Annotated in this window: 21 protein-coding genes and 2 tRNA genes; 13 read left to right on the plus strand and 10 right to left on the minus strand. The window is 72.5% G+C overall.

Annotated features, from left to right (window positions below):
* Positions 1-12: 12 nt before the first annotated feature.
* The gene (locus tag QJS33_RS19670) at positions 13-525 is read right to left on the minus strand and encodes a MerR family transcriptional regulator (protein WP_306369489.1); all 513 of its coding nucleotides are present in this window, start codon (positions 523-525) and stop codon (positions 13-15) included.
* 78 nt (positions 526-603) lie between these two features.
* Between QJS33_RS19670 and QJS33_RS19675 the strand changes: the two genes are divergently transcribed.
* From QJS33_RS19675 to QJS33_RS19690, 4 genes are all read left to right on the plus strand, one after another.
* Positions 604-1,191, plus strand: a complete 588-nt coding sequence (locus QJS33_RS19675) for a class I SAM-dependent methyltransferase (RefSeq protein WP_306369490.1) — start codon at positions 604-606, stop codon at positions 1,189-1,191.
* Positions 1,192-1,255: 64 nt separating this feature from the next.
* Positions 1,256-2,041: a class I SAM-dependent methyltransferase gene (locus QJS33_RS19680; RefSeq protein WP_306369491.1), complete on the plus strand. Its 786-nt coding sequence runs from the start codon at positions 1,256-1,258 to the stop codon at positions 2,039-2,041.
* Positions 2,042-2,177: 136 nt separating this feature from the next.
* Positions 2,178-3,413: a phosphatidylserine/phosphatidylglycerophosphate/cardiolipin synthase family protein gene (locus QJS33_RS19685; RefSeq protein WP_306369492.1), complete on the plus strand. Its 1,236-nt coding sequence runs from the start codon at positions 2,178-2,180 to the stop codon at positions 3,411-3,413.
* A gap of 80 nt (positions 3,414-3,493) precedes the next feature.
* Positions 3,494-4,261, plus strand: coding sequence for a class I SAM-dependent methyltransferase (locus QJS33_RS19690; RefSeq protein ID WP_306369493.1), 768 nt, complete (start codon positions 3,494-3,496; stop codon positions 4,259-4,261).
* Positions 4,262-4,699: 438 nt separating this feature from the next.
* Here the strand turns inward: QJS33_RS19690 and QJS33_RS19695 are convergent, their stop codons facing one another.
* The 4 genes from QJS33_RS19695 to QJS33_RS19710 all read right to left on the minus strand — a co-directional run bounded on the left by QJS33_RS19695 (position 4,700) and on the right by QJS33_RS19710 (position 7,018).
* Positions 4,700-4,930, minus strand: coding sequence for a calcium-binding protein (locus QJS33_RS19695; protein ID WP_306369494.1), 231 nt, complete (start codon positions 4,928-4,930; stop codon positions 4,700-4,702).
* Between the two features lie 148 nt (positions 4,931-5,078).
* Positions 5,079-6,143 carry an SDR family oxidoreductase gene (locus QJS33_RS19700; RefSeq protein WP_306369495.1) on the minus strand — a complete coding sequence of 355 codons (1,065 nt, stop codon included), beginning with the start codon at positions 6,141-6,143 and terminating at the stop codon, positions 5,079-5,081.
* A 78-nt stretch (positions 6,144-6,221) separates the two neighbouring features.
* A complete protein-coding gene (locus QJS33_RS19705) occupies positions 6,222-6,776 on the minus strand; it encodes a TetR/AcrR family transcriptional regulator (protein WP_306369496.1) in 555 nt (184 codons plus the stop codon).
* 166 nt (positions 6,777-6,942) lie between these two features.
* Positions 6,943-7,018 (minus strand) — tRNA-Arg (locus tag QJS33_RS19710).
* Between the two features lie 433 nt (positions 7,019-7,451).
* Here QJS33_RS19710 and QJS33_RS19715 point away from each other — a divergent pair.
* Positions 7,452-8,564 carry a D-alanyl-D-alanine carboxypeptidase family protein gene (locus tag QJS33_RS19715; protein WP_306369497.1) on the plus strand — a complete coding sequence of 371 codons (1,113 nt, stop codon included), beginning with the start codon at positions 7,452-7,454 and terminating at the stop codon, positions 8,562-8,564.
* A gap of 72 nt (positions 8,565-8,636) precedes the next feature.
* Here the strand turns inward: QJS33_RS19715 and QJS33_RS19720 are convergent, their stop codons facing one another.
* From QJS33_RS19720 to QJS33_RS19735, 4 genes are all read right to left on the minus strand, one after another.
* Positions 8,637-9,044: an MscL family protein gene (locus tag QJS33_RS19720; RefSeq protein ID WP_306369498.1), complete on the minus strand. Its 408-nt coding sequence runs from the start codon at positions 9,042-9,044 to the stop codon at positions 8,637-8,639.
* Between the two features lie 170 nt (positions 9,045-9,214).
* Entirely contained in the window at positions 9,215-9,868 is a 654-nt protein-coding gene (locus QJS33_RS19725; protein WP_306369499.1) for an SAF domain-containing protein, read from the minus strand.
* A gap of 191 nt (positions 9,869-10,059) precedes the next feature.
* Positions 10,060-10,404 carry an FmdB family zinc ribbon protein gene (locus tag QJS33_RS19730; RefSeq protein ID WP_306369500.1) on the minus strand — a complete coding sequence of 115 codons (345 nt, stop codon included), beginning with the start codon at positions 10,402-10,404 and terminating at the stop codon, positions 10,060-10,062.
* A 193-nt stretch (positions 10,405-10,597) separates the two neighbouring features.
* Positions 10,598-11,206: a 5-formyltetrahydrofolate cyclo-ligase gene (locus QJS33_RS19735; RefSeq protein ID WP_306369501.1), complete on the minus strand. Its 609-nt coding sequence runs from the start codon at positions 11,204-11,206 to the stop codon at positions 10,598-10,600.
* A 138-nt stretch (positions 11,207-11,344) separates the two neighbouring features.
* Between QJS33_RS19735 and galU the strand changes: the two genes are divergently transcribed.
* The 7 genes from galU to QJS33_RS19770 all read left to right on the plus strand — a co-directional run bounded on the left by galU (position 11,345) and on the right by QJS33_RS19770 (position 16,814).
* Entirely contained in the window at positions 11,345-12,298 is a 954-nt protein-coding gene (gene galU / locus QJS33_RS19740) for a UTP--glucose-1-phosphate uridylyltransferase GalU (RefSeq protein WP_306369502.1), read from the plus strand.
* Positions 12,299-12,421: 123 nt separating this feature from the next.
* Positions 12,422-13,648, plus strand: coding sequence for a gephyrin-like molybdotransferase Glp (glp, locus tag QJS33_RS19745; RefSeq protein WP_306369503.1), 1,227 nt, complete (start codon positions 12,422-12,424; stop codon positions 13,646-13,648).
* Positions 13,649-13,748: 100 nt separating this feature from the next.
* Complete coding sequence (gene moaC / locus QJS33_RS19750) at positions 13,749-14,252, plus strand: cyclic pyranopterin monophosphate synthase MoaC (protein WP_306369504.1); 504 nt, start codon at positions 13,749-13,751, stop codon at positions 14,250-14,252.
* Positions 14,245-14,757, plus strand: a complete 513-nt coding sequence (locus tag QJS33_RS19755; protein ID WP_306369505.1) for a molybdenum cofactor biosynthesis protein B — start codon at positions 14,245-14,247, stop codon at positions 14,755-14,757. The genes moaC and QJS33_RS19755 overlap by 8 nt, the downstream gene beginning before the upstream one ends.
* 208 nt (positions 14,758-14,965) lie before the next feature.
* A complete protein-coding gene (locus tag QJS33_RS19760) occupies positions 14,966-15,685 on the plus strand; it encodes a GNAT family N-acetyltransferase (RefSeq protein WP_306369506.1) in 720 nt (239 codons plus the stop codon).
* 392 nt (positions 15,686-16,077) lie between these two features.
* Positions 16,078-16,671: a hypothetical protein gene (locus QJS33_RS19765; RefSeq protein ID WP_306369507.1), complete on the plus strand. Its 594-nt coding sequence runs from the start codon at positions 16,078-16,080 to the stop codon at positions 16,669-16,671.
* A 69-nt stretch (positions 16,672-16,740) separates the two neighbouring features.
* Positions 16,741-16,814: transfer RNA gene (locus tag QJS33_RS19770), tRNA-Ala, on the plus strand.
* A 470-nt stretch (positions 16,815-17,284) separates the two neighbouring features.
* Here QJS33_RS19770 and QJS33_RS31435 read toward each other — a convergent pair.
* Positions 17,285-18,073 carry a carboxymuconolactone decarboxylase family protein gene (locus QJS33_RS31435; RefSeq protein WP_372339687.1) on the minus strand — a complete coding sequence of 263 codons (789 nt, stop codon included), beginning with the start codon at positions 18,071-18,073 and terminating at the stop codon, positions 17,285-17,287.
* 648 nt (positions 18,074-18,721) lie between these two features.
* Between QJS33_RS31435 and QJS33_RS19775 the strand changes: the two genes are divergently transcribed.
* Complete coding sequence (locus tag QJS33_RS19775) at positions 18,722-19,246, plus strand: hypothetical protein (protein ID WP_306369508.1); 525 nt, start codon at positions 18,722-18,724, stop codon at positions 19,244-19,246.
* Positions 19,247-19,295: the final 49 nt, after the last annotated feature.

Below are 19,295 nucleotides of genomic sequence, written 5' to 3' on the forward strand. Positions count from 1 at the left end.
CGGACGGGCCGGTCAGCCGCGCGGCGGCGCCGGACGCCCGGCACCCCCGGGTGGTCCGCCGGTGTGCTCCGCCATGTGCTCGGTCCGCGCCGCGCGTCCTCCGGCCCGTACCGCCCGCGCGTGGCAGCCCGACTCCACGGCCTCCTCCAGCATCCGCCGCAGGTTCGGGCACGTCAGCACGTCCCCGGACTCGCACGCCACCGCGTGCGCCACCATCTCCCGGGCGGTCCGCAACCGCTCCAGGCGCTCGTCCAGTTCGGCCAGGTGCTCGGCCAGCGCCTCCCCGCGCCGTTCGGCGCTCACCGCGCCCAGCTCCCGGATGCGGTCCAGGCTCATCCCGGCGTCCTGTGCGCTCAGGACCAACGCCACGTGCAGCCGCTGCTCCGGGGCGTACCGGCGCTGCCCGCCCACCCGGCGGGCCGGTTCCAGCACCCCCTTCTCCTCCCAGTGCCGCAGCACGTGCGGACCCAGCCCGAACTCCGCGGCGAGATCCCCGATGGACAGTTCCCCTGCGCTTGACCTCATGTGGACATGAAGTTCCACACTGTGAGCCCGTGTCAAGGGGCGCGGGCGGGGGAGACCCCGGAACGAGGGAGAACGACGATGGACGAACGTACCGAACGCACCCGGGAGGACTGGAACCGGATGGCCGCCGGGTACGACCGGGGCGAGCGCCTCCAGCGGCTCGTGCTGGGCGGTGTCCGCGCGCGACTGTGCGGCCGGGCCCGCGACCGGACCCTGGAGGTGGCCGTCGGCACCGGCCACGACCTGCCGTACTACCCCGACGGGGTCGAGCTCACCGGCCTGGACCTGAGCCCGCGGATGCTGGCGGCCGCCCGCCGCCGAGCCTCCGCGCTCGGCCGCCCGGTCACCCTGGTGGAGGGCGACGCCCAGGACATGCCGTTCGACGACGGGGGCTTCGACACCGTCCTGTGCGCGCTGGCCCTGTGCGCCATCCCCGACCAGCGGCGGGCGCTGGAGGAGATGCACCGGGTGCTGCGCCCCGGCGGGCTGCTGCTGCTCGTGGACCACATCGAGTACACCAAGGCGCCCTGGCGCTGGAGGGAGGAACGCAGGGAATCGCCCCGCAGGCTGCCCCGGGCGGTGGCCCGGGAGGTCGGGTTCGCGGTCGACCACCACGAACGGACCGCGTTGGGCTTCCTGGAGACGGTCGTCGCCCGCCGCCCCTGACCGGGTCCGGGACACGCGGTCGCGTGGCGGGACATCCGCGCCTCCCCGGTGTGAGAGTGGTGGCATGGCCACACACAGTGAACTGCGCGATTTCTGGGAGCGCCGCCTCGAAGGCGACTGGACCGAGAGCGGTGTGGGCTACCGAGCCCTGGGACGCCCCTTCAACACCTGGATGTACAAGGTCCGCGAGGAGGTGTTCCTGCGCCGGGTGGGGCGCCTGGGGCTCACCGACCCGAGTGTCCTGGACGTGGGCAGCGGCACCGGCTTCTACGTCCGGCTCTGGGACCGGCTGGGCGCCGCCGACGTCACCGGCTGCGACATGACCGACGCCGCCGTGGCGCGGCTGCGCGGGCGCTTTCCCGACCACCGGTTCGTCCGCCAGGACGCCGCCGACCTCGACGCGTTCGAGGACGCCTCCTTCGACGCCCTGTCCTGCATGGACGTCCTGTTCCACATCACCGACGACGACCGCTACACGTCGGCGGTCGGCGAGTTCGCCCGGGTGCTGCGCCCCGGCGGGACGCTCGTCATCTCCGAGAACTGCCTCCAGCGTCCCGAGCAGCGCGGGGAGCACCAGGTCAACCGCACCCTGGAGTGGATCGCCGGGACCCTCGACAAGGCCGGGTTCGACCTGCGCCTGCGGGTGCCCATGCTGGTGCTCATGAACGCCCAGGTGGACGCGGCCGCACCCTGGCGCAAGGCATGGGGCGGGGCGCTGCGCGCCGCCACCCTCACCGCCCCCACCGGCTGGCTGGCCGGGGCCGCCCTCTACCCGTTGGAGCGCCGCCTGGTGCGCGGACGCAGGGAGAGCCCCACCACCGAGCTGCTGATCTGCCGCCGGCGCGGCTGACACGCGCCGGACACGACGGGGTGTGCCGCCCCGGTCGGGTGAACGCGGGTTACGGTGGTGGTCCACCTTGTGCCGGAAACGGCGGTCATGAGGACCGGACGCCCGACACGGCGGACGTCCTGCTCAGGAGGCGACTGTGCGACGCTCCACCATCAAGTCCGCGGTCAAATGGGGGCTGCTCGGCCTCCTGACGGCCCAGATCGCGGTGGCGGCGACACTCATGGGCATCAACCACTGGCGGCGGAAGGTGCGCCCGCACCGGGCGTTCTTCCCGCGCACCGCCCCGGAGGCGCTCCCCGTCGGCGACACCACCGCCACGGTGTACACCTACGGCGAGGACCTGTACGAGGACATGCTCGCGGCGATCCGGGGGGCCCGGCGCCGCATCCTCTTCGAGTCCTACATCGTCAAGGACGACCGGGCCGGGAACGACTTCAAGCGGGCGCTCATCGAGGCCTCGGCGCGCGGCGTCGAGGTGTACGTCATCTACGACGGGTTCGCGAACCTGGTGGTGCCCCGGTCGTTCTTCGCCTTCCCGCCCGAGGTCCACGTGCTGCGCTACCCGGCGTTCCGGCCCGGGGTGCTGCTGCTCAACATCCGCAAGTCCGGCCGCGACCACCGCAAGATCCTCACCGTCGACGGGGAGGTCGGATTCGTCGGCGGCTACAACGTGGGCTCCCTGTACGCCACCGAGTGGCGCGACACCCACCTGCGGGTGGACGGCCCCGCGGTGTGGGAGTTGGAGAACGCGTTCGTCGACTTCTGGAACGCGAACCGGGGGCCGCGCCTGCCCGAGTTGGGGATGCTCGGCGACCCGCAGTGGGACGCCCGGTTCCGGGTCCACCGCAACGTGCCCGAGCAGCTCATCTACCCGATCCGGGCGATGTTCCTGGAGGCCATCGACCGCGCCAAGGACCGCATCCTCATCACCCAGGCCTACTTCATCCCGGACCGGGAGCTGCAACGGGCGCTGGTGGAGGCGGCCGGGCGGGGCGTCGACGTCAACATCCTCATCCCGGAGAACTCCAACCACGTCCTGGCCGACTGGATGGCCCGCGGCCAGTACTCCGTGCTGCTGCGCGGCGGGGTACGGCTGTGGCTGTACCAGGACGCCATGGTGCACGCCAAGACGGCGACGGTGGACGGGCGGTGGAGCACCATCGGCACCGCCAACGTCGACCGGCTGAGCCTGACCGGCAACTACGAGATCAACGCCGAGATCTTCGACGAGGGGGTGGCCCGGCACCTGGAGGAGGTCTTCTCCAACGACCTCACCAACGCCCGGGAGCTCACCGAGGAGGAATGGCGGTGCCGGCCGATCGCCGCGAAGTTCAGCGAGGTCATCCTCGCCCCCTGGCGGCCCCTCCTCTGAGACCCCGGCCGCACCGTTCGGGGGTGTTCGCGCTGGTAGGTTCGGTCCCGTCGGCACCCGGCTGGAAGGGCCCCGCGAGCATGGCGTTCGAGATCGACTTCGACGACCCGTCCCTGAAGGCCGCGCTGGCCCTGCACGGGATCCAGGAGCGCCAGGGCCCCGGGTCGCGGGCCACCACCGAGCTGCTGCTGTCGCTGGCGGGCCCGCTCCCGGAGCGGCCGCGGGTGCTGGACCTGGGCTGCGGGACGGGGGCGGCCTCCCTGGTGCTCGCCGAGCGCCTGCCCGGGGCGCGGGTCACGGCGGTGGACATCTACCCGCCGTTCCTGCGACGGCTGGAGGAGGCGGCCGCGGCGGCGGGCACCGCCGACCGGATCACCACCCGCGAGGGGTCCATGGAGTCGCTGGACGACCTGCCGGACGGGTCGGTGGACCTGGTGTGGAGCGAGGGCGCCGCCTACAACATCGGGTTCGGTGAGGCGCTGCGCTCCTGGCGGCGGCTGCTCTCACCCGAAGGCGCCCTGGTGGTCACCGAGTGCGGGTGGATCACCGACGAGCCCGCCGCCGAGACCCGGGCGTACTGGGACGCCGCGTACCCGCTGCGCACCACCGCGCAGAACGTGGCGGCGGCGACGGAGGCCGGGTACACGGTGAGGGCGACCTACCTGCTGCCGGACTCCGACTGGCTGGAGGCCTACTACGCGCCGTTGGAGGCCCGCGCCGCGCAGACCGACCCCGGCGATCCGCACGCGGCCGCGGCCGCCGAGGACGTGCGCCGCGAGGCGGAGCTGTACCGGGCGCACGGCGACGAGTACGGCTACGTCGGCTACGTGCTGCGCCCCCGCCGCTGACCCGGACGTTCGGTGCGGTCCGGTGTGGTGGGGCCGTTGTGCACGGGTGGCGGTGTGGGCGGGCGGGGTCGCCGGTGCGGATGTTCGGTGCGGTCTTTCGTTTGTCGCGGTTCGGTGTGGTGGGGCCGTTGTGCACGGGTGGTGGCGTGGGCGGGCGGGGCCGCCGGTGCGGATGTTCGGCACACGGTCCGGGCGCCGGCTGCGGGGGCCTCCTGGGCCGTGTCCCCTGAAGTGGTGTGGCTTTCGCGCGGGTGCGTCCTTGCGGGGCATCGCGCCCTGTCGGCACGGTGGCCCGGAGCGTCGCCGGAGGCGGCGGCGCACCGATCCGGCCTGCGCCGACGCGCGCATCCGTGGGAACGAGGCCGGAAGAGTCACACCACCCGGCGGGACACCATCGCCTCCTGCGCGGCGCCCCGGCCGCCGGGCCCGTGCGGACGCTCAGCGGCGGCGCCGGCGCTCGCCCGGGGGCGGGACCAGCTTGCCGGAGAAGAACGGGTCCGGGTCGGCCTTGCGCGGGCGCGGGCCGCCCCAGTGCTGCGGACCCGGGTGCGGAGTGCGGTTCAGGGCCCCGGCGATGGCCGCGGGCGAGCCGCCGCGCTGCCGGGACCGGGTCTGCGAACCCGGCTCGTCGTCGTGGTCGTCGCGGCGCGCTCCGCCCGCATCCTTCATTCCGTGGCTCCCCGGATGGTGTTGCTGCTGCCGCAGCCATCATCGGATGGTCACTCTGTGTTGTCATCACGACACGGCGTTGCAGGGAGAAGTCCGGGTCGGCACCTGGTGAACCGCGGACCGGGGCCGGGGGCTGGGCCGCGGCGGGTCAGGCCCGGGCGGCGGCCCGGCCGAAGTCCTCCTCCACGAGTCGGTCGGCCCAGCGTCGCAGGGCGTCCGCCACCGGCGGGTGCGCCAGGCCGGCCGCCCGCGCCAGGCGGTCGGCGGAGGCGGTGTCGTAGCGGTCCTCGGAGAAGAACGACAGCCCCTCGGGGTCGACCCCGGTCAGGGCCCGCGGCAGGCGGCGCACCAGGGCCACCGGGACGGTCAGGCGCGGGCGCGCCACCCCCAGGTGGTCGGCGACCAGCGCCAGCATCTCCGGCAGCGGGGGCGTCCGGGCGTCCAGGACCGTGTGCGACCGGAACGGCCCGTCGTCGTGCCCGGGGACCGCGGCGGTGAACGCCGCCAGGTGGTCGACGGTCACCACCGGCAGGAACGTGCGCCGGTTGCCCGGCACCGCGGCCAGCCGCCCCCGCCACAGCCGCTCCACCAGCTCCGACAGCCCGATGTACTGCCCGGCCTCGCCCGTCTCCGAATGCCCGATCACCGTCCCCGGGCACACCGTGGTCAGCGGCACCCCGCGTTCGGCCGCGAGCAGGCGGACCGCGGTGTCGCCCTCCACCTTGGAGGCCTCATAGGCCCCGAGGCCGCGGTAGAGGTCCCGCGCGGTCGCGGCGGGCAGTGGGAACTCCGGCAGGGGGTGCCCGGCCACGCGGTACCCGGACAGGTGCACGAGGCGGCGCAGCCCGGACAGGGAGCCCGCCAGGTCGAGCACGTTCACGGCCCCTGTCGTGTTGACCGCCCGGGCCTCCCGCACCGAGGCGCCGAACCGGTACAGCGCCGCCGCGTTGAACACGTCCCGGACCCCGGCGAGCGCGCCCCGGTCCTCGGGGGAGAGCCCCAGGCCGGGGCGGGTGATGTCGGCGTCCACCGTGGACAGCGCGGTGTCGTCCGTCCCCCGGGCGCGCAGCCAGCTCCGCAGTTCCCCGCCGCGTCCGCCGCGCGCGGTCGCCGCGACCGGGGTGCCCCGGTCGAGCAGTGCGCGGACCAGCCAGCGGCCGACGAACCCGGTCGCGCCCACGACCAGGCTCCGGGGTGTCGTGTTCTCGGTCATCGATTCTCCTTTTTGTAGACCGGTCTGCATATTTTTGGGCGACGAAGACGCGCCCGGGTCTTCCCGTGCGGGCTCCGCTCAGCGGGCGAGGAGGAGTGCGACGGTCCGCGCCGCCCGGTCGAGCGGCGCGCGGTCGTGCCGCACCCGGGCCAGCAGCAGGGCCCCCTCGACCTGGGCGAGCACCGCCTCGGCCGTGTCCTCCGCGTCCGGGCGGGACCGGCCCTCGACCACCAGCCGGTCCGCCAGGGCCCGTTCCCACCCCGCGTAGATCCGCTCGCAGACCTCGCGCAGCCGCTCGTTGCCGCCGTGCTCCCGCGTGCCGGAGACCTCCAGTGCCACCGTCGCCACCGGGCAGCCCTTGTCGTAGGAGGACGCCTCCATGCGGGCGGCCAGGGTGTCGAGCAGCCGCCGGATGATCGCGGCGGCGTCCAGGCCCTCGGCCTCCGCGGTGGCGAGCAGGCCGGCCACCTCGCGGCCGCCCTCCTCCAGTGCGTCGGCGACCAACCGGTCCTTGCCCTCGGGGAAGTGGAAGTACAGGGAGCCCCGCGGCGCCCCGCTGTCGGCCAGGACGCGGTTCACCCCGGTGCCGAAGTAGCCCTGCGCCTCGATGAGGGCCCGCGTGGCGGCGACCATGCGAGCGCGTGTCTCTTCACCTTTGATGCCCACGGACAAAAAAATAGACCGATCGTCATATTCTTGGCAAGGGGGTGCGGGCCGTGATCGTGGCGGGAGAGGTGTCGGTGAAGGTGCCGAAAAAACCGACTGCGGCCCCTCCCGGAGGAGAAGCCGCAGGTCGCGGTGGCGGCCCCAGCAGGATTCGAACCTGCGACACCCGCTTTAGGAGAGCGGTGCTCTATCCCCTGAGCTATGGAGCCATGGGTCGGCCGACGGCGAACGCAGGTATGCGTTGCCCCGCCACCGGGCCAAGCCTAACCCAGGATGGGCGTGCTCGGGGTGTTGAAGAGTGTCACGGCCCTCCGAGTGGGGGACTCTGCGTGCATGGCGGAGTACTCTGACCTACGATTGGTTGTCCTGGTGGCGGTGTGATGTTTTTCACGAGGACTGTCGGGTTTAGTCCGAATCCGTCTCCGCGCACCGTGGCGCGGGCGGGTCGTGTGACCTGTGGCACTGCGATGACCAGCGACGACATCGATGGCCGAGTGGTGCGCGGAGAACGGGATGTGGTGTCCTCCCGGATTTCACGCGGACCGGCCGGCCGTTCCCGTGTGACCGCAAGTGGACATGTAGTACGTTGCCTTGCGGCCACGGGTAGGCGTTCGAGGATTAGAAGCAGCCGGAGGAGCATTCGTGCCGTTCACCTCTGATTCGGCGCGGCGGGGACCCCGCGTATCGGAACCGGCGGATGGTGCGCCGTTCGCGGTCTCCCACCGCGTCCGGCACGCCGGGCTCGCCCGGGCCCTCACCCTGCTGCTGGTCACCGGGCTGATCGTGGTCCCGCCGCCGCCGGTGGCGATCGCGCCGGCCGCCGCCAGCCTGGAAGAACTGCGCGAGCAGGCCGAGCAGGCCGCCCAGGAGCTGGAGGAGGCCACCGCCGAGTACACCGAGCGGCAGGAGGCGCTGGAAGAGGCCCAGGGCGAACTCGTGGGTACCATCCACGAGCTGCAACAGACCGAGCTGGAGCTGGGCGAGATGCGCGAGCCGCTGGCGCAGCTGGCCAGCACCCTCTACCAGCAGCCCAGCGCCGGCCCGCTGGGCATCCTGGTCGCCGGGGACCTCGACGAGGACCTACAGACCCAGTCCTACGCGTCCAAGCTCTCGGAGAACAACGAGGTGGTCATCCAGGACGCCACCGAGCTGCGCGACGAGCAGGTGGAGCTGGCCGGGCAGGCCCAGGAGCTCCAGACCACCACCCAGCTGGAGCAGGCCGCGCTGGGAGCCGAGGTGGAGCGGCTGCGCACGCGCTCGGAGGAGAGCACCCAGGCGCTCACCGATGAGCTGGAGGCGCGCGGCATCGACCCCGACTCCTACATGGCCGCCGCCAACTGCGACCCGAGCAGGGCCGAGCTGGCCAACGGCTACCCCAACGGCCTGCTGCCGTCGGAGGCCCTGTGCGAGCTCTACGACGACAAGTTCCTGCGCGCCGACGCCGCCGTGGACTTCCTCGAACTCAACGTGAAGTACATCGAGCGCTTCGGCGAGAACATGTGCATCAACAGCGCCTACCGCGACCTGCCCAACCAGCACCGCGTCTACGCCGAGCAGCCCCCGGGCTTCGCCGCGGTCCCGGGCACCAGCAACCACGGCCTGGGCCAGGCCATCGACCTGGGCTGCGGCATCCAGAACTTCCGCTCGGAGAGATGGAACTGGATGGAGACCAACGGCGCCGACCACGGCTGGATCCACCCGGCCTGGGCCAAGTCGAGCCCGTTCGAGCCCTGGCACTGGGAGTACACCCGGTAGAACCCGCCCGGCGGGCCTTCGAGGCGGGCGGGGTACCTCGGGGGCGACCCGCAGGGCCGCCCCCGAGGCGCGTCAGGAGGCGGTCTCCGGGACGACCTGGCTGGTGCAGGCCGGGCAGCGCTCGGCCTTCTTGTTGATCTGGGAGAAGCAGTACGGGCACTCGTGCATGGTGGCCTCCTCCGCCTTGACGTAGCGCTCCATCAGCTTGGCGACCGGCAGCACCACGAAGAAGTAGACGATCGACGCGGTGAGCAGGAACGAGATCGCCGCGTCGATGAAGGCGCCGTACAGGAAGCGGCTGCCGTTGATCTCGAAGTAGAGGTCACTGAAGGTGGGGATGCCGCCGAAGATGCCGATCAGGGGGGTGATGAACCCTTCCGTGAACGCGGTGACCAGGTTGGCGAAGACCGTGCCGATCACGACCGCCACCGCGAGCTGCACCAGGTTCCCCTGGAGCAGGAACTTCTTGAATCCATCCATGGCAAAAGCCCTACGTGTCTCGTGTCTTGCTGTGCGGAACGCGCCCCCGCCGGGGGTTCCGTACCCGCGTGTGCCGGGGGCACGGGGCGAGGCGGGTGGGGCGCCTGGCCAGCTTTCACCACAAAAGGTCAGCGGTCAACTGCGGATGGTGATGGACGCAAGGTCAGCGGTCAACCGCGAATGGTGATGGACAGCCGGGAGCCGACGGCGTGCCCGGCCAGTTCCCGCGCCTCCTGCGGGCTGGCGGCGATGAGGATCAGCGCACCGCCCTCGCCGCCGTGGCCGGCCTCGGGCGGCACGGCCAGCACCGGACGGTCCCCGACCACTTCCGCGGCCGGTCCGGCGCGGGCGGGCGCGAACTCGTCGCGGCCCTGCGCCGCCAGCACGTCCACCCGGTCGCCGGGGGAGAGCAGCGCCACCGCCCCCGGGTCGGCCACCCGCACCGGCACGGCGACCAGGTCGTCGCCGTAGGGCAGGGCGGGCGGATCCGCCAACCGGGCGTCGGTGATGACCTCCCCGCGGCGGACGGGGGCGTTGAGGGAGCGGCCCGCGGTCGCGGCGCCCGGGCCCAGGGCGCCCCGCGGGGCGAGGGCGGCGGGCAGGGAGGCGGGCGCGAGGTCGCCGGCGGCCAGCGGTTCGGAGGCGTCCAGATCCCGGGCGGCGATCAGGACCTCCACGGTGGCGGGCGGCGGCGGGCGCACCGCCAGGACGGCGGCGATCAGCGCGGCGGCGGTCAGCAGGGCGGCGAGGGTCCGGCGATGCCGGTCCACGAAGCGGGTGAGCGCGCCGCGATGCCGGTAGGGCGGACGGGGGGTCTCGGTCATGCCCCCAAATTAAGGCCGCCGACCCCGCCCGGACGGGTTGTCCACAGGCCCTCCTCCGGGTCGTCGGGGATTTCCCGCAGCGGCCCCGGTCAGGGGCGGCCGGGGCGGCTCGGAGCGGCCCCGGACCCCGGACGCACCGCGCGCCGCCGATGACTCGGCGGCGCGGAGGAGTCGGTCAACGGCCGGCGGCCTCAGCCGCCGGTCGCGGCGGTGGCGGTGGCGGTGCCGCTCGTGCTCTCGCTCTTGGCGGAGGAGGACGAGGAGGACGAGGTGGCCTCCGAGCCCGTGGACTCGGTCTTGCCCGTGGCGGCGGGGGCGGTGGTGGCGCCGGAGCCGGTCAGGGAAGAGCTGTTGGAGGTCTTGCCGCTGTCGGTGCGGTAGAAGCCGGAGCCCTTGAAGACGATGCCCACGGCCGAGTAGACCTTGCGCAGTCGGCCCTCGCACTCGGGGCAAACGGTCAGGGCGTCGTCACTGAAGCTCTGCACGACCTCCATCTGGGCGCCGCACTCGGTGCACGCGTACTGGTACGTAGGCACTGTTCGGGTCCTCCTTGCTGGCACTCTCGCCCGTTGACTGCTAAATAGTACGCGCTCGACGACCGGGGCCGTGACAGTGGGGACACCGGTCGGGGGCGTCGTCGTCGAACCGGAGCGCGATCCTCCCTGTCAACGCCCTCCGGCGCCCGCTTAATCCCGCCGCTCCGGCACCCCGGCCGGGCACCCGGTCCGGCTACCCGCGGTCCGGCCACACACCGGACCCGAACACGTGCAGGCCGCCGGGGGTCACCACCGCGTCCACCCGCAGGTCGTGCTCCTCGCCGGGCACCGCGTCCACGAACTCGTCGTCGTACACCACGGCGATCGCCGGACAGTTCGGCCCCCGCAGTGCCAGCGCCCGGTCGTAGCACCCGGCTCCCCGGCCCAGCCGACCGCCGGAGCGGTCCACGGCCAGCGCGGGGCACACCACGGCGTCCGCGGTGGCCAGGGCGCCGACCCCGTAGCGGCGGCCGGTGGGCTCCAGCAGCCCGTGCCCGGCGGGCTCCAGGCTCTGGGGGCCGTCGTAGGCCGCCCAGTCCAGGTTCCCGTCGGGCAGGAAGACCGGCAGCAGCACGTACGTGCCCCGCTTCCACAGCGCCGCGACGAGCTTGCGGGTGTCCGGCTCGGTGCCCACCGAGTAGTAGCAGGCCACGGTCCCGCTCATGGCCAGCCACGGCAGTGCGGTGAGGGTGTCGCGCACGGCCGACCCGGCGCGTTCGCGCTCCCCGGGGTCCATCGTCCGACGCGCCGCCAGGACGTCCCGCCGTATGCGCCGCTTCTCCGACCGCGTCGTCTCGCTCATGCCGCCAGTGTGCCAGTGCGCTCCCGGTGAACGGAGGATGGCTTTCGTCCTACTCGGACCCGAAACCACCGGAACTTCTCGACACCCGGAACACCAAGGTGAATCGTGGGCGGTCGGAGACTGTCCTAGAGTGCCGACATGAACGCCAGCGACCAGCCAGACCCCGCTCTCGCCCCCGTGACCAAGGCGGTCGTACCCGCGGCCGGCCTCGGGACCCGCTTCCTGCCGGCCACCAAGGCCACCCCCAAGGAAATGCTCCCGATCGTGGACAAGCCCGCGATCCAGTACGTCCTGGAGGAGGCCGTCGCCGCCGACCTGCGCGACGTCCTGATGATCACGGGCCGCAACAAGCGCTCCATCGAGGACCACTTCGACCGGGCCTACGAGCTCGAAGAGGCGCTGGAGTCCAAGGGCGACGTCGAACGGCTGAGCTCGGTCCGCGAGCCCAGCAACCTGGCGCAGGTCCACTACGTCCGGCAGGGGGAGCCGCGCGGCCTGGGGCACGCGGTGCTGTGCGCGGAGGCGCACGTGGGCGACAGCCCGTTCGCGGTCCTGCTCGGCGACGACCTCATCGAGTCCGCCGACCTGCTGCGCCGCATGATCGAGGTCCGCCACAAGCGCGGCGGCAGCGTGGTCGCGCTCATGGAGGTCGAGCCCGAGCAGGTCTCCCTCTACGGTTGCGCGGGCATCGAGCCCACCGACGAGGACGACGTCGTCGTGGTGACCGACCTGGTGGAGAAGCCCTCCCCGGAGCAGGCGCCCAGCCGCTGGGCGATCATCGGCCGCTACATCTGCGACCCGGCGGTCTTCCCGGTGCTGCACGAGACCCCGCCCGGCCGGGGCGGCGAGATCCAGCTCACCGACGCCCTGCGCGAGCTGGCCCGCCGCAAGCCCGAGGAGGGCGGCACGGTCCACGGCGTCCTGTTCCGCGGCCACCGCTACGACACCGGCAACAAGGCCGACTACATCCGCACCGTCGTGGACTTCGCCTGCCGCCGCCCGGATCTGGCCGACGAGCTGCTGCCGTGGCTGCGGGAGTTCGTCGACCGGAACGCCCCGACGGGCGGGCCGGGGGGCGGCTCCGGGGAGTGAGCGCCCCGGCGGCGTGACGCACGGGTCGGGGGCGGGTGCCCGCCGGCCGACCCGTGCCCGGCCACAATGGGGCGTGGGCGCCCGCGGGCGCCCACGCCCTGGCCGCGAATCGGAGGAGCCCCCGTGAAGAGCGTCGAACAGCACATCGCCGACATGCTGGCCGTGGTGGACGACCCCCGGCCGGTCGAGGTCGACCTGTTCCAGGCGCACGGCACCGTCCTGGCCGGGACGGTCGCCTCCCCGGTCTCCCTGCCCGGCTTCGACAACTCCTCCATGGACGGGTACGCCGTGCAGGCCGCCGACCTGGCGGACGCCTCGCCCCAGACCCCGGTCCGGCTCCCGGTGGTCGCCGACATCGCCGCGGGCGATCCGTCGCCCGCGGCCATCCGCCCCGGCATGTGCGCCCGCATCATGACCGGTGCGCCCCTGCCGGTCGGGGCCGACGCGGTCGTCCCGGTGGAGTGGACCGACGGCGACGCCGCCCGGGCCGCCTTCTCCCGGCCGGTCCGGGAGGGCAACGCGATCCGCCGGGCGGGCGGCGACATCGAGGCCGGAACGGTGGTCCTGGAGCCCGGTGCGCGTATCGGCGCCGGGGAGATGGGAGTGCTGGCCGCCGTGGGCCGCCGCACCGTCCCGGTCTTCCCCCGCCCGCGCGTGGTGGTGCTCTCCACCGGTGAGGAACTGGTGGAGCCCGGCCGCCCGCTGGGCCCCGGCCAGATATGGGAGTCCAACAGCTTCATGGTGGCGGCCGCCGCCCGGGACGCGGGCTGCGAGGTGTACCGCCACGGGTTCGTCGGCGACGACCCGGCCGAGGTCCTGGACACCCTGGAGGGGCTGCTGGTCCGCGCCGACCTGGTCATCACCACCGGAGGGGTGAGCATGGGCGCCTACGACGTGGTCAAGGAGGTGCTCAGCGCCCAGGGCACCGTCGAGTTCACCCAGGTGGCGATGCAGCCGGGCAAGCCCCAGGGGTTCGGCGTCATCGGCCCGGACCGCACCCCGATCATCACTCTGCCGGGCAACCCGGTGAGCGCGTTCGTCTCCTTCCAGGTGCTGGTCCTGCCGGTGCTGCGCCGCCTGCGCGGCCTGCCGCCGACCTCGCTGGAGGGCGTCGGCGCCAGGCTGAGCGCGCCGGTCGCCTCGCCGCCCGGGCGCCGCTCCTACCTGCGCGGCGTGCTGTCGCCCGCCGGTCCGGGACGGGAGGCCGCGGTGGCGCCGCTGACCCGGCAGGAGTCGCACCAGCTGACCGCGCTCACCACCACCAACGCCCTGATCGTCGTGCCCGAGGACGTCACGGAGCTGCCGCGGGGGGCGTCGGTCGAGACCCTGGTCCTGCCCGCCCCGGCCTGACCCCGGCGGGGTCCGTGGGACGGGCGGGGCCCGTGTGCCGTACCTTCGTGGAGGGTCCGACGGGCCCGGCAGGTCACGGACACGGAAGGACCGACGGACGATGAGCGACACCCCACGGGCGGACGGGAACCCCGGCGGGCTCACCCACCTGGACGCGTCGGGGGCGGCGCGCATGGTCGACGTCTCCGCCAAGGACGTGAGCGCCCGCACCGCCACCGCCACCGGCCGCGTGCTGCTCAGCGCCGAGGCCGTCGCCGCGCTGCGCGGGGGCGGGGTGCCCAAGGGCGACGCCCTGGCGGTGGCGCGGATCGCCGGGATCCAGGGCGCCAAGCGCACCCCCGACCTGGTCCCGCTGTGCCACCCCATCGCCGTGCACGGCGTGGACGTGGAACTGGCCGTCGTCGACGAGGGCGTCGACATCCGGGCGACGGTGCGCACCGCCGACCGCACCGGGGTGGAGATGGAGGCGCTGACCAGCGTCATGACCGCCGCCCTGGGCCTGGTGGACATGGTCAAGGCCGTCGACCCGGAGGCCGAGATCACCCGGGTCCGGGTGGAGGAGAAGACCGGCGGCAAGAAGGGCCACTGGAGGCGTGGTGAGTGACACCCCCGCGCGGCGCGTGGCCGTGGTGACGGCGTCCAACCGGGCGGCGGCGGGGGTGTACCCCGACCGTTCCGGCCCGGTGATCGTCGACCGGTTGCGGGCCCTGGGCTTCGAGCCGCTGGGCCCCTGGGTGGTGCCGGACGGCGCGCCGGTCGCGGCGGCGCTGGAGCGCGCGGTGGCCGAGGGGGCCGACGCGGTGTTGACCACCGGCGGCACCGGCGTGACCCCGCAGGACCTCACCCCCGAGGTGACCCGCTCCCTGCTCGCCTACGAGGTGCCCGGGATCGCCGAGGCGATCCGGTCCGCGGGGCGGGAGAAGGGGGTGCCCACCGCGATCCTCTCGCGCGGCCTGGCCGGGGTGATCGTGCGCCGTGACCGGCGGGTACTGGTGGTGAACCTGCCCGGCTCGCGGGGCGGGGCGAGCGACGGAATGGACGTCCTGGAGCCGGTCCTGGGCCACGCCCTCGACCAGTTGCGTGGCGCGGATCACCCGCGCTCCGAATGAACCGGACAATGACGGGAATCACATCTCGGGCATTCCGTCCACAGAGAATTCCTTGACCTTGGCACCCCTTTCCGGTGCGGAACCAACGTCATTAGGGCCCATCCGTTTTCGGGTGCAGGGTGACCCCCGACACGTCATGCCCGAGGAGTGGAATACTGGAGTCCCCCGTCGGAGCCGGAACCCGGCGGGCGCCGGCGAAGGGACGGTCGTGAATCGCAGACAAGGGTGGCCCGTCACCCTGGGGGAGGGGCCGGTCGAACTCCGGCCGCTCCGACTCCGCGACGCCACCGCACTGCGTGACACCCGGGCCCGCAACGCCGAATGGCTGCGGCCGTGGGAGCCGACCTACCCGGAGATGCCGCTGCGCAGCACCGGCCTGTCCCCCTACGTCGCCATGATCCAGGCCATCCGGCGGGAGGCCCGCCAGGGCCTGTCCATGCCCTGGTCCGTGTACTACGAGAACCGCTTCGTCGGGCAGCTGTCCGTCGGCGGCATCGTCTGGGGTTCGGCGCGATCGGCGCAGGTGGGCTACTGGATCGACAGCGCCCACGCGGGTCGCGGGATCACCCCGACGGCCGTGGCGCTCGCCGTCGACCACGCCTTCTTCAAGGTCGGACTGCACCGGATCGAGGCCAACATCCGCCCCGAGAACCGGGCCAGCAGGCGCGTCGCGACCAAGCTCGGCTTCCGGGACGAGGGCGTGCGCAGACGCCAGCTCCACATCGACGGGGCCTGGCGGGACCACATCTGCTACGCGCTCACGGCCGAGGAGGTACCGGACGGGCTGTTGCACCGGTGGCGCCTGGGCAGAGCCTCGGGGACTCCGCCGGAGTCCGATTCCGGTCCCGGTTCCCCATTGGGGCCACAGGACCCGAACGGCGGCGGAGATCCCCGTCACCCGGCGAGTCCGAGCCCCGGGCCGAACTGAACGTGGCACCATCACGGATGTGACCGGAACTTAAACCTCTCTTTAGCGACATTGATCAATTACTTTGCGTTGAATTGGCATTGCTCTGTGCAATCACCCTCTGACCTGCACCGACGCTCAGCCGCCCCGGACGACCGAAACTGAGGGTCCACAATCTTGCGACACTCCGGTCAGAATGTGGCGCATTTATGGACACGGGGTCGTACCGTGCGGAACATAGACGCATTGACGATGCGGGCAGCGCGCGGATATGCCCGGGAGACCTCCCGGACAGGTCCGGGGTCGGGAACCACGTCCCAGCGACGGACGTACCCTTCCCTGGACGGACCGCGCGGGGCGGTGTCGACGAAGTGTCGGACAACGTTCAATGGCCGTCATCGTGAGGAGGGGTGATGAGCAGCTCTCCTCTGTACCTGGCCATCGTGGTCGTATGGCTCATCGTCCTCGTCCCGATGCTGCTGCGGAAGGACTCGGTGGACGCCGTCCCCGAGGAGCAGCGGCGTGAGGACGAGGACACCGGGGCCGAGGTGGACGCCGAGATCCACGACGCCGAGGACGACGAGGACACGGGGGGCGACGAGGACACATTCGTCGCCGAGCCCGCGCCGGTCCCCGCCGTGCGGGCCCGCGAGCGCCGCTCCCGGGTCATCGCCCGGCGGCGCCGGCGCACCACCGCGCTGGTCCTGCTCACCGCGGGCACGGCGATCGCCGTCGCCTTCGGGCTGGGGCCCTGGTGGGTGACACTGCCGCCGGTGCTCCTGCTGGGAGGACACCTGGCGCTGCTGCGCGAGGCCGCCAAAGCCGACGCCGAACACCGGGCCGCGGTCCTCCGGGCCCGCCGCCGCGCGGCCCTGCGTGCCCGCAGACTGGCCGAGCAGCAGGAGCGCGAGGCCGAACGCGAGGCCGAGATCATCGCCCTGCGCGACCGCCGCAGCCAGGTCTACGACCAGTACGCCGACGCCCGCCTGCGGGCGGCCGGAGACTGACGGCCCGGGGGTGCTCCGGAACCGGTTCGGAGCATCCCCGGAACCCTGCTAGGCTTATCTCGTCTTCAAGGGGCTATGGCGCAGTCCGGTAGCGCACCTCGTTCGCATCGAGGGGGTCTGGGGTTCAAATCCCCATAGCTCCACAGCAGATCAGCGGCCCTGCTTCCATTCGGGAGCAGGGCCTTCTGCGTGCCGTACAGCAGCGAAGTACAGCTACGGTGCGTCTTCCCCGGCCTTTCCTCCGAGAGTTCGCCCAAGGCGCTTGAGCGCTTCCCGGCTCTCCTTGCTGGACACCTCCGCGTAGATGTTCATCGAGGGGGTCTGGGGTTCAAATCCCCATAGCTCCACAAGACTCCAGGACGACCCTGCCCGCGCGTTGGACGCGCTCGCAGGGTCGTCTTTGTCGTGCCCGCCGGGGGGAGACCCCCCGAACCCTCCGGGGTGACCCCCTGCGGTGAGGACTGCATGCATCGGGTCCGTGTGCGGGTGGTCCCCTTGTGTCGTGGTGGGGGCGTCCGGCTCTCCTGCGGCTCGGGGGCGTTCCAGGGCGTCTTGGGCCCAGGGGGGTGCGGGAGGCGGTCGGTGAAGGCCGACGCCCACGCCCAGGACGACCTCAAGCGCGTTCTGTGCGGTGTACCCGCGGTCCGGGAAGTCCCGCAGGCCGGGTGTCGTCCACCGCCCCGGCGGAAGCGATCACGGCCGGGGTGAACGCCCGCAGCCCGCCGACGGACGCTGTGACGGCACCGGTCCGCTCCAGGGCGGCGGTGTGCATCACGACGCACACGTGGCATCCATGGTGCGCCGCCACGGCCATGATCACGACCTCCCGGGTGACCGGGGCCGGAGTGGTGGCCTCGAAGAGGCCGCTGGGCTTCAGAGAGCAGTCTGGGCGAGGGGGCCCGACCGCCCGAGTCCGCGGCCGACGGGCCGCCGCGCGGGCGGACTCCGGTGTGCGCCCGGCGAAAACGCTCTCGGACGCGGCTCCGCCTTCGTCGAAACCCTGCGCCTGGATACGCGGGCCCGGTTCGCCGACCGACCGGGCGTGCGAAGGGGGACCGTGCCCGGCACGGTCCCCCGGTGGGGCGGGTCGGATATCCCCTCGGGCGGGGTGTCGATTCCGGACCGGAGCCCCGAGTGTCACCGGCGAAGCGGCTATCCCCTCTGCGGGGGCCGGTGTGGAGCCAGGATAACCCTCAAGGCGGGGGGTCGGGGGCTCAGTGTCCCGTTCGATCTCCGTGCGCCGGGGATTCGGGTGGGCCTCTCCTGCTTCGGGCGGGATTTCCGAGTTGGTGGGACATGAGGTTTTCCCCTGAAAGTGACAGGCGATATACCGAGATTTAGTGCGTCCATAATGGGAGGCCGAAGTCTGGGGGATCCCCTGGAGTCCGAGAACCTTTGCCACAAGGTGATCACGGAGAGTATGTGGCGTTCGGTGTACCTTCCCTGTTGGTGAGGTCGGTGTGTCCCGAAGGCTTTATCGGAGGAGCCCGGCATTCAGGGAAAAGTGTCCGGGTTGCGGTCGTGGCGGTATCCCGGAATGGGAATGGAACAATTCCCGTTCGATTACTCTCCGTGCAGTGGCATGCGGTGATTTTGCCGGCGGCAGATCCCGTTTTTGCAGGTCGTCGGCGAGGGTGTGAGCTGCGATCGCGAACGCGGTGCCGCTGAACTGGGGTTCCAGTGGTACACGCTTCGTTGGTTCGTCACCCTTATGCCCCTTGCGTCCAAATGCGTCATAAAAGGATGAACGTTCGGATGAGGGTCTTGCCGGGGGCGGCCGGGTGGGCCAAGGTGGTCCAGGGATGGGCTGAAACCACACGAAAGGTGCATGCCATGATCAAGCGGACCTCGCACACCCAGGACAGCGGTTGGTCCTGGAACTAGGTGCGATCAGCCCGGAACCCGGTCGCCCGGTGGTCCCCCCGGCGGGGCCCGCACGGGCGGCCGGGTCTTCTCATGTGCGGGGATTTGACACCGGCGGGCTCCGGGTAGGGGAGAGACCAGACTCCCCGGCCGCAGGCCGGACAGCGCCGACCTGAAGGGGCGGACCGTGTCCGACTCCCCCCAGTACCCCGGTGGCCACGAGTACCCGGAGGGCCCCGAGCCCGTCGGAGGGTACGAGCCGCCGCCCGAACCACCCCGACCCCGCCCCGAGCCGCCCCCGCCGCCCGAGCCCGAACCGCGGCCCGTGGCGGCCGAGCGCTTCCGCCGCACCACCCCGGCCCGGCTGCGCGACATCCCCGCCGAACGCGGCGGCGGGTACTGGCGCCTGGCCACCGGGACGGTCCTGTACGTGATGGTCGTCGGCGGTATGGCCGACTACGTCGAACCCTCCGTGCGGGCCGTCGCCCACCTGCTGTTCTGGGCGCTCATCGCGTTCGCCTTCGGTGTCACCGTCGCCCGCGAGCGCCGCAACGGCTGGTCACCGGAACCGCGCTGGCCCTGGGCGGCGGCCGCGATCGGCGGGGCACTGGCTGCCGAAGTGCTGGTGCTGGCCTTCGGCTCGCCCGCCGTCATCGTGGGCTCGCTGATCCTGCTGGCGCTGGGGCTGTTCGTTCTGATGCTGGCCGGCTGAGGGGGCATGTCCCCTGAAGTGGTGCGACTTTCGCGCGGGTGCGTCCTTG

The organism is Nocardiopsis sp. CC223A (genome assembly GCF_030766825.1).
Taxonomy (GTDB): domain Bacteria; phylum Actinomycetota; class Actinomycetes; order Streptosporangiales; family Streptosporangiaceae; genus Nocardiopsis.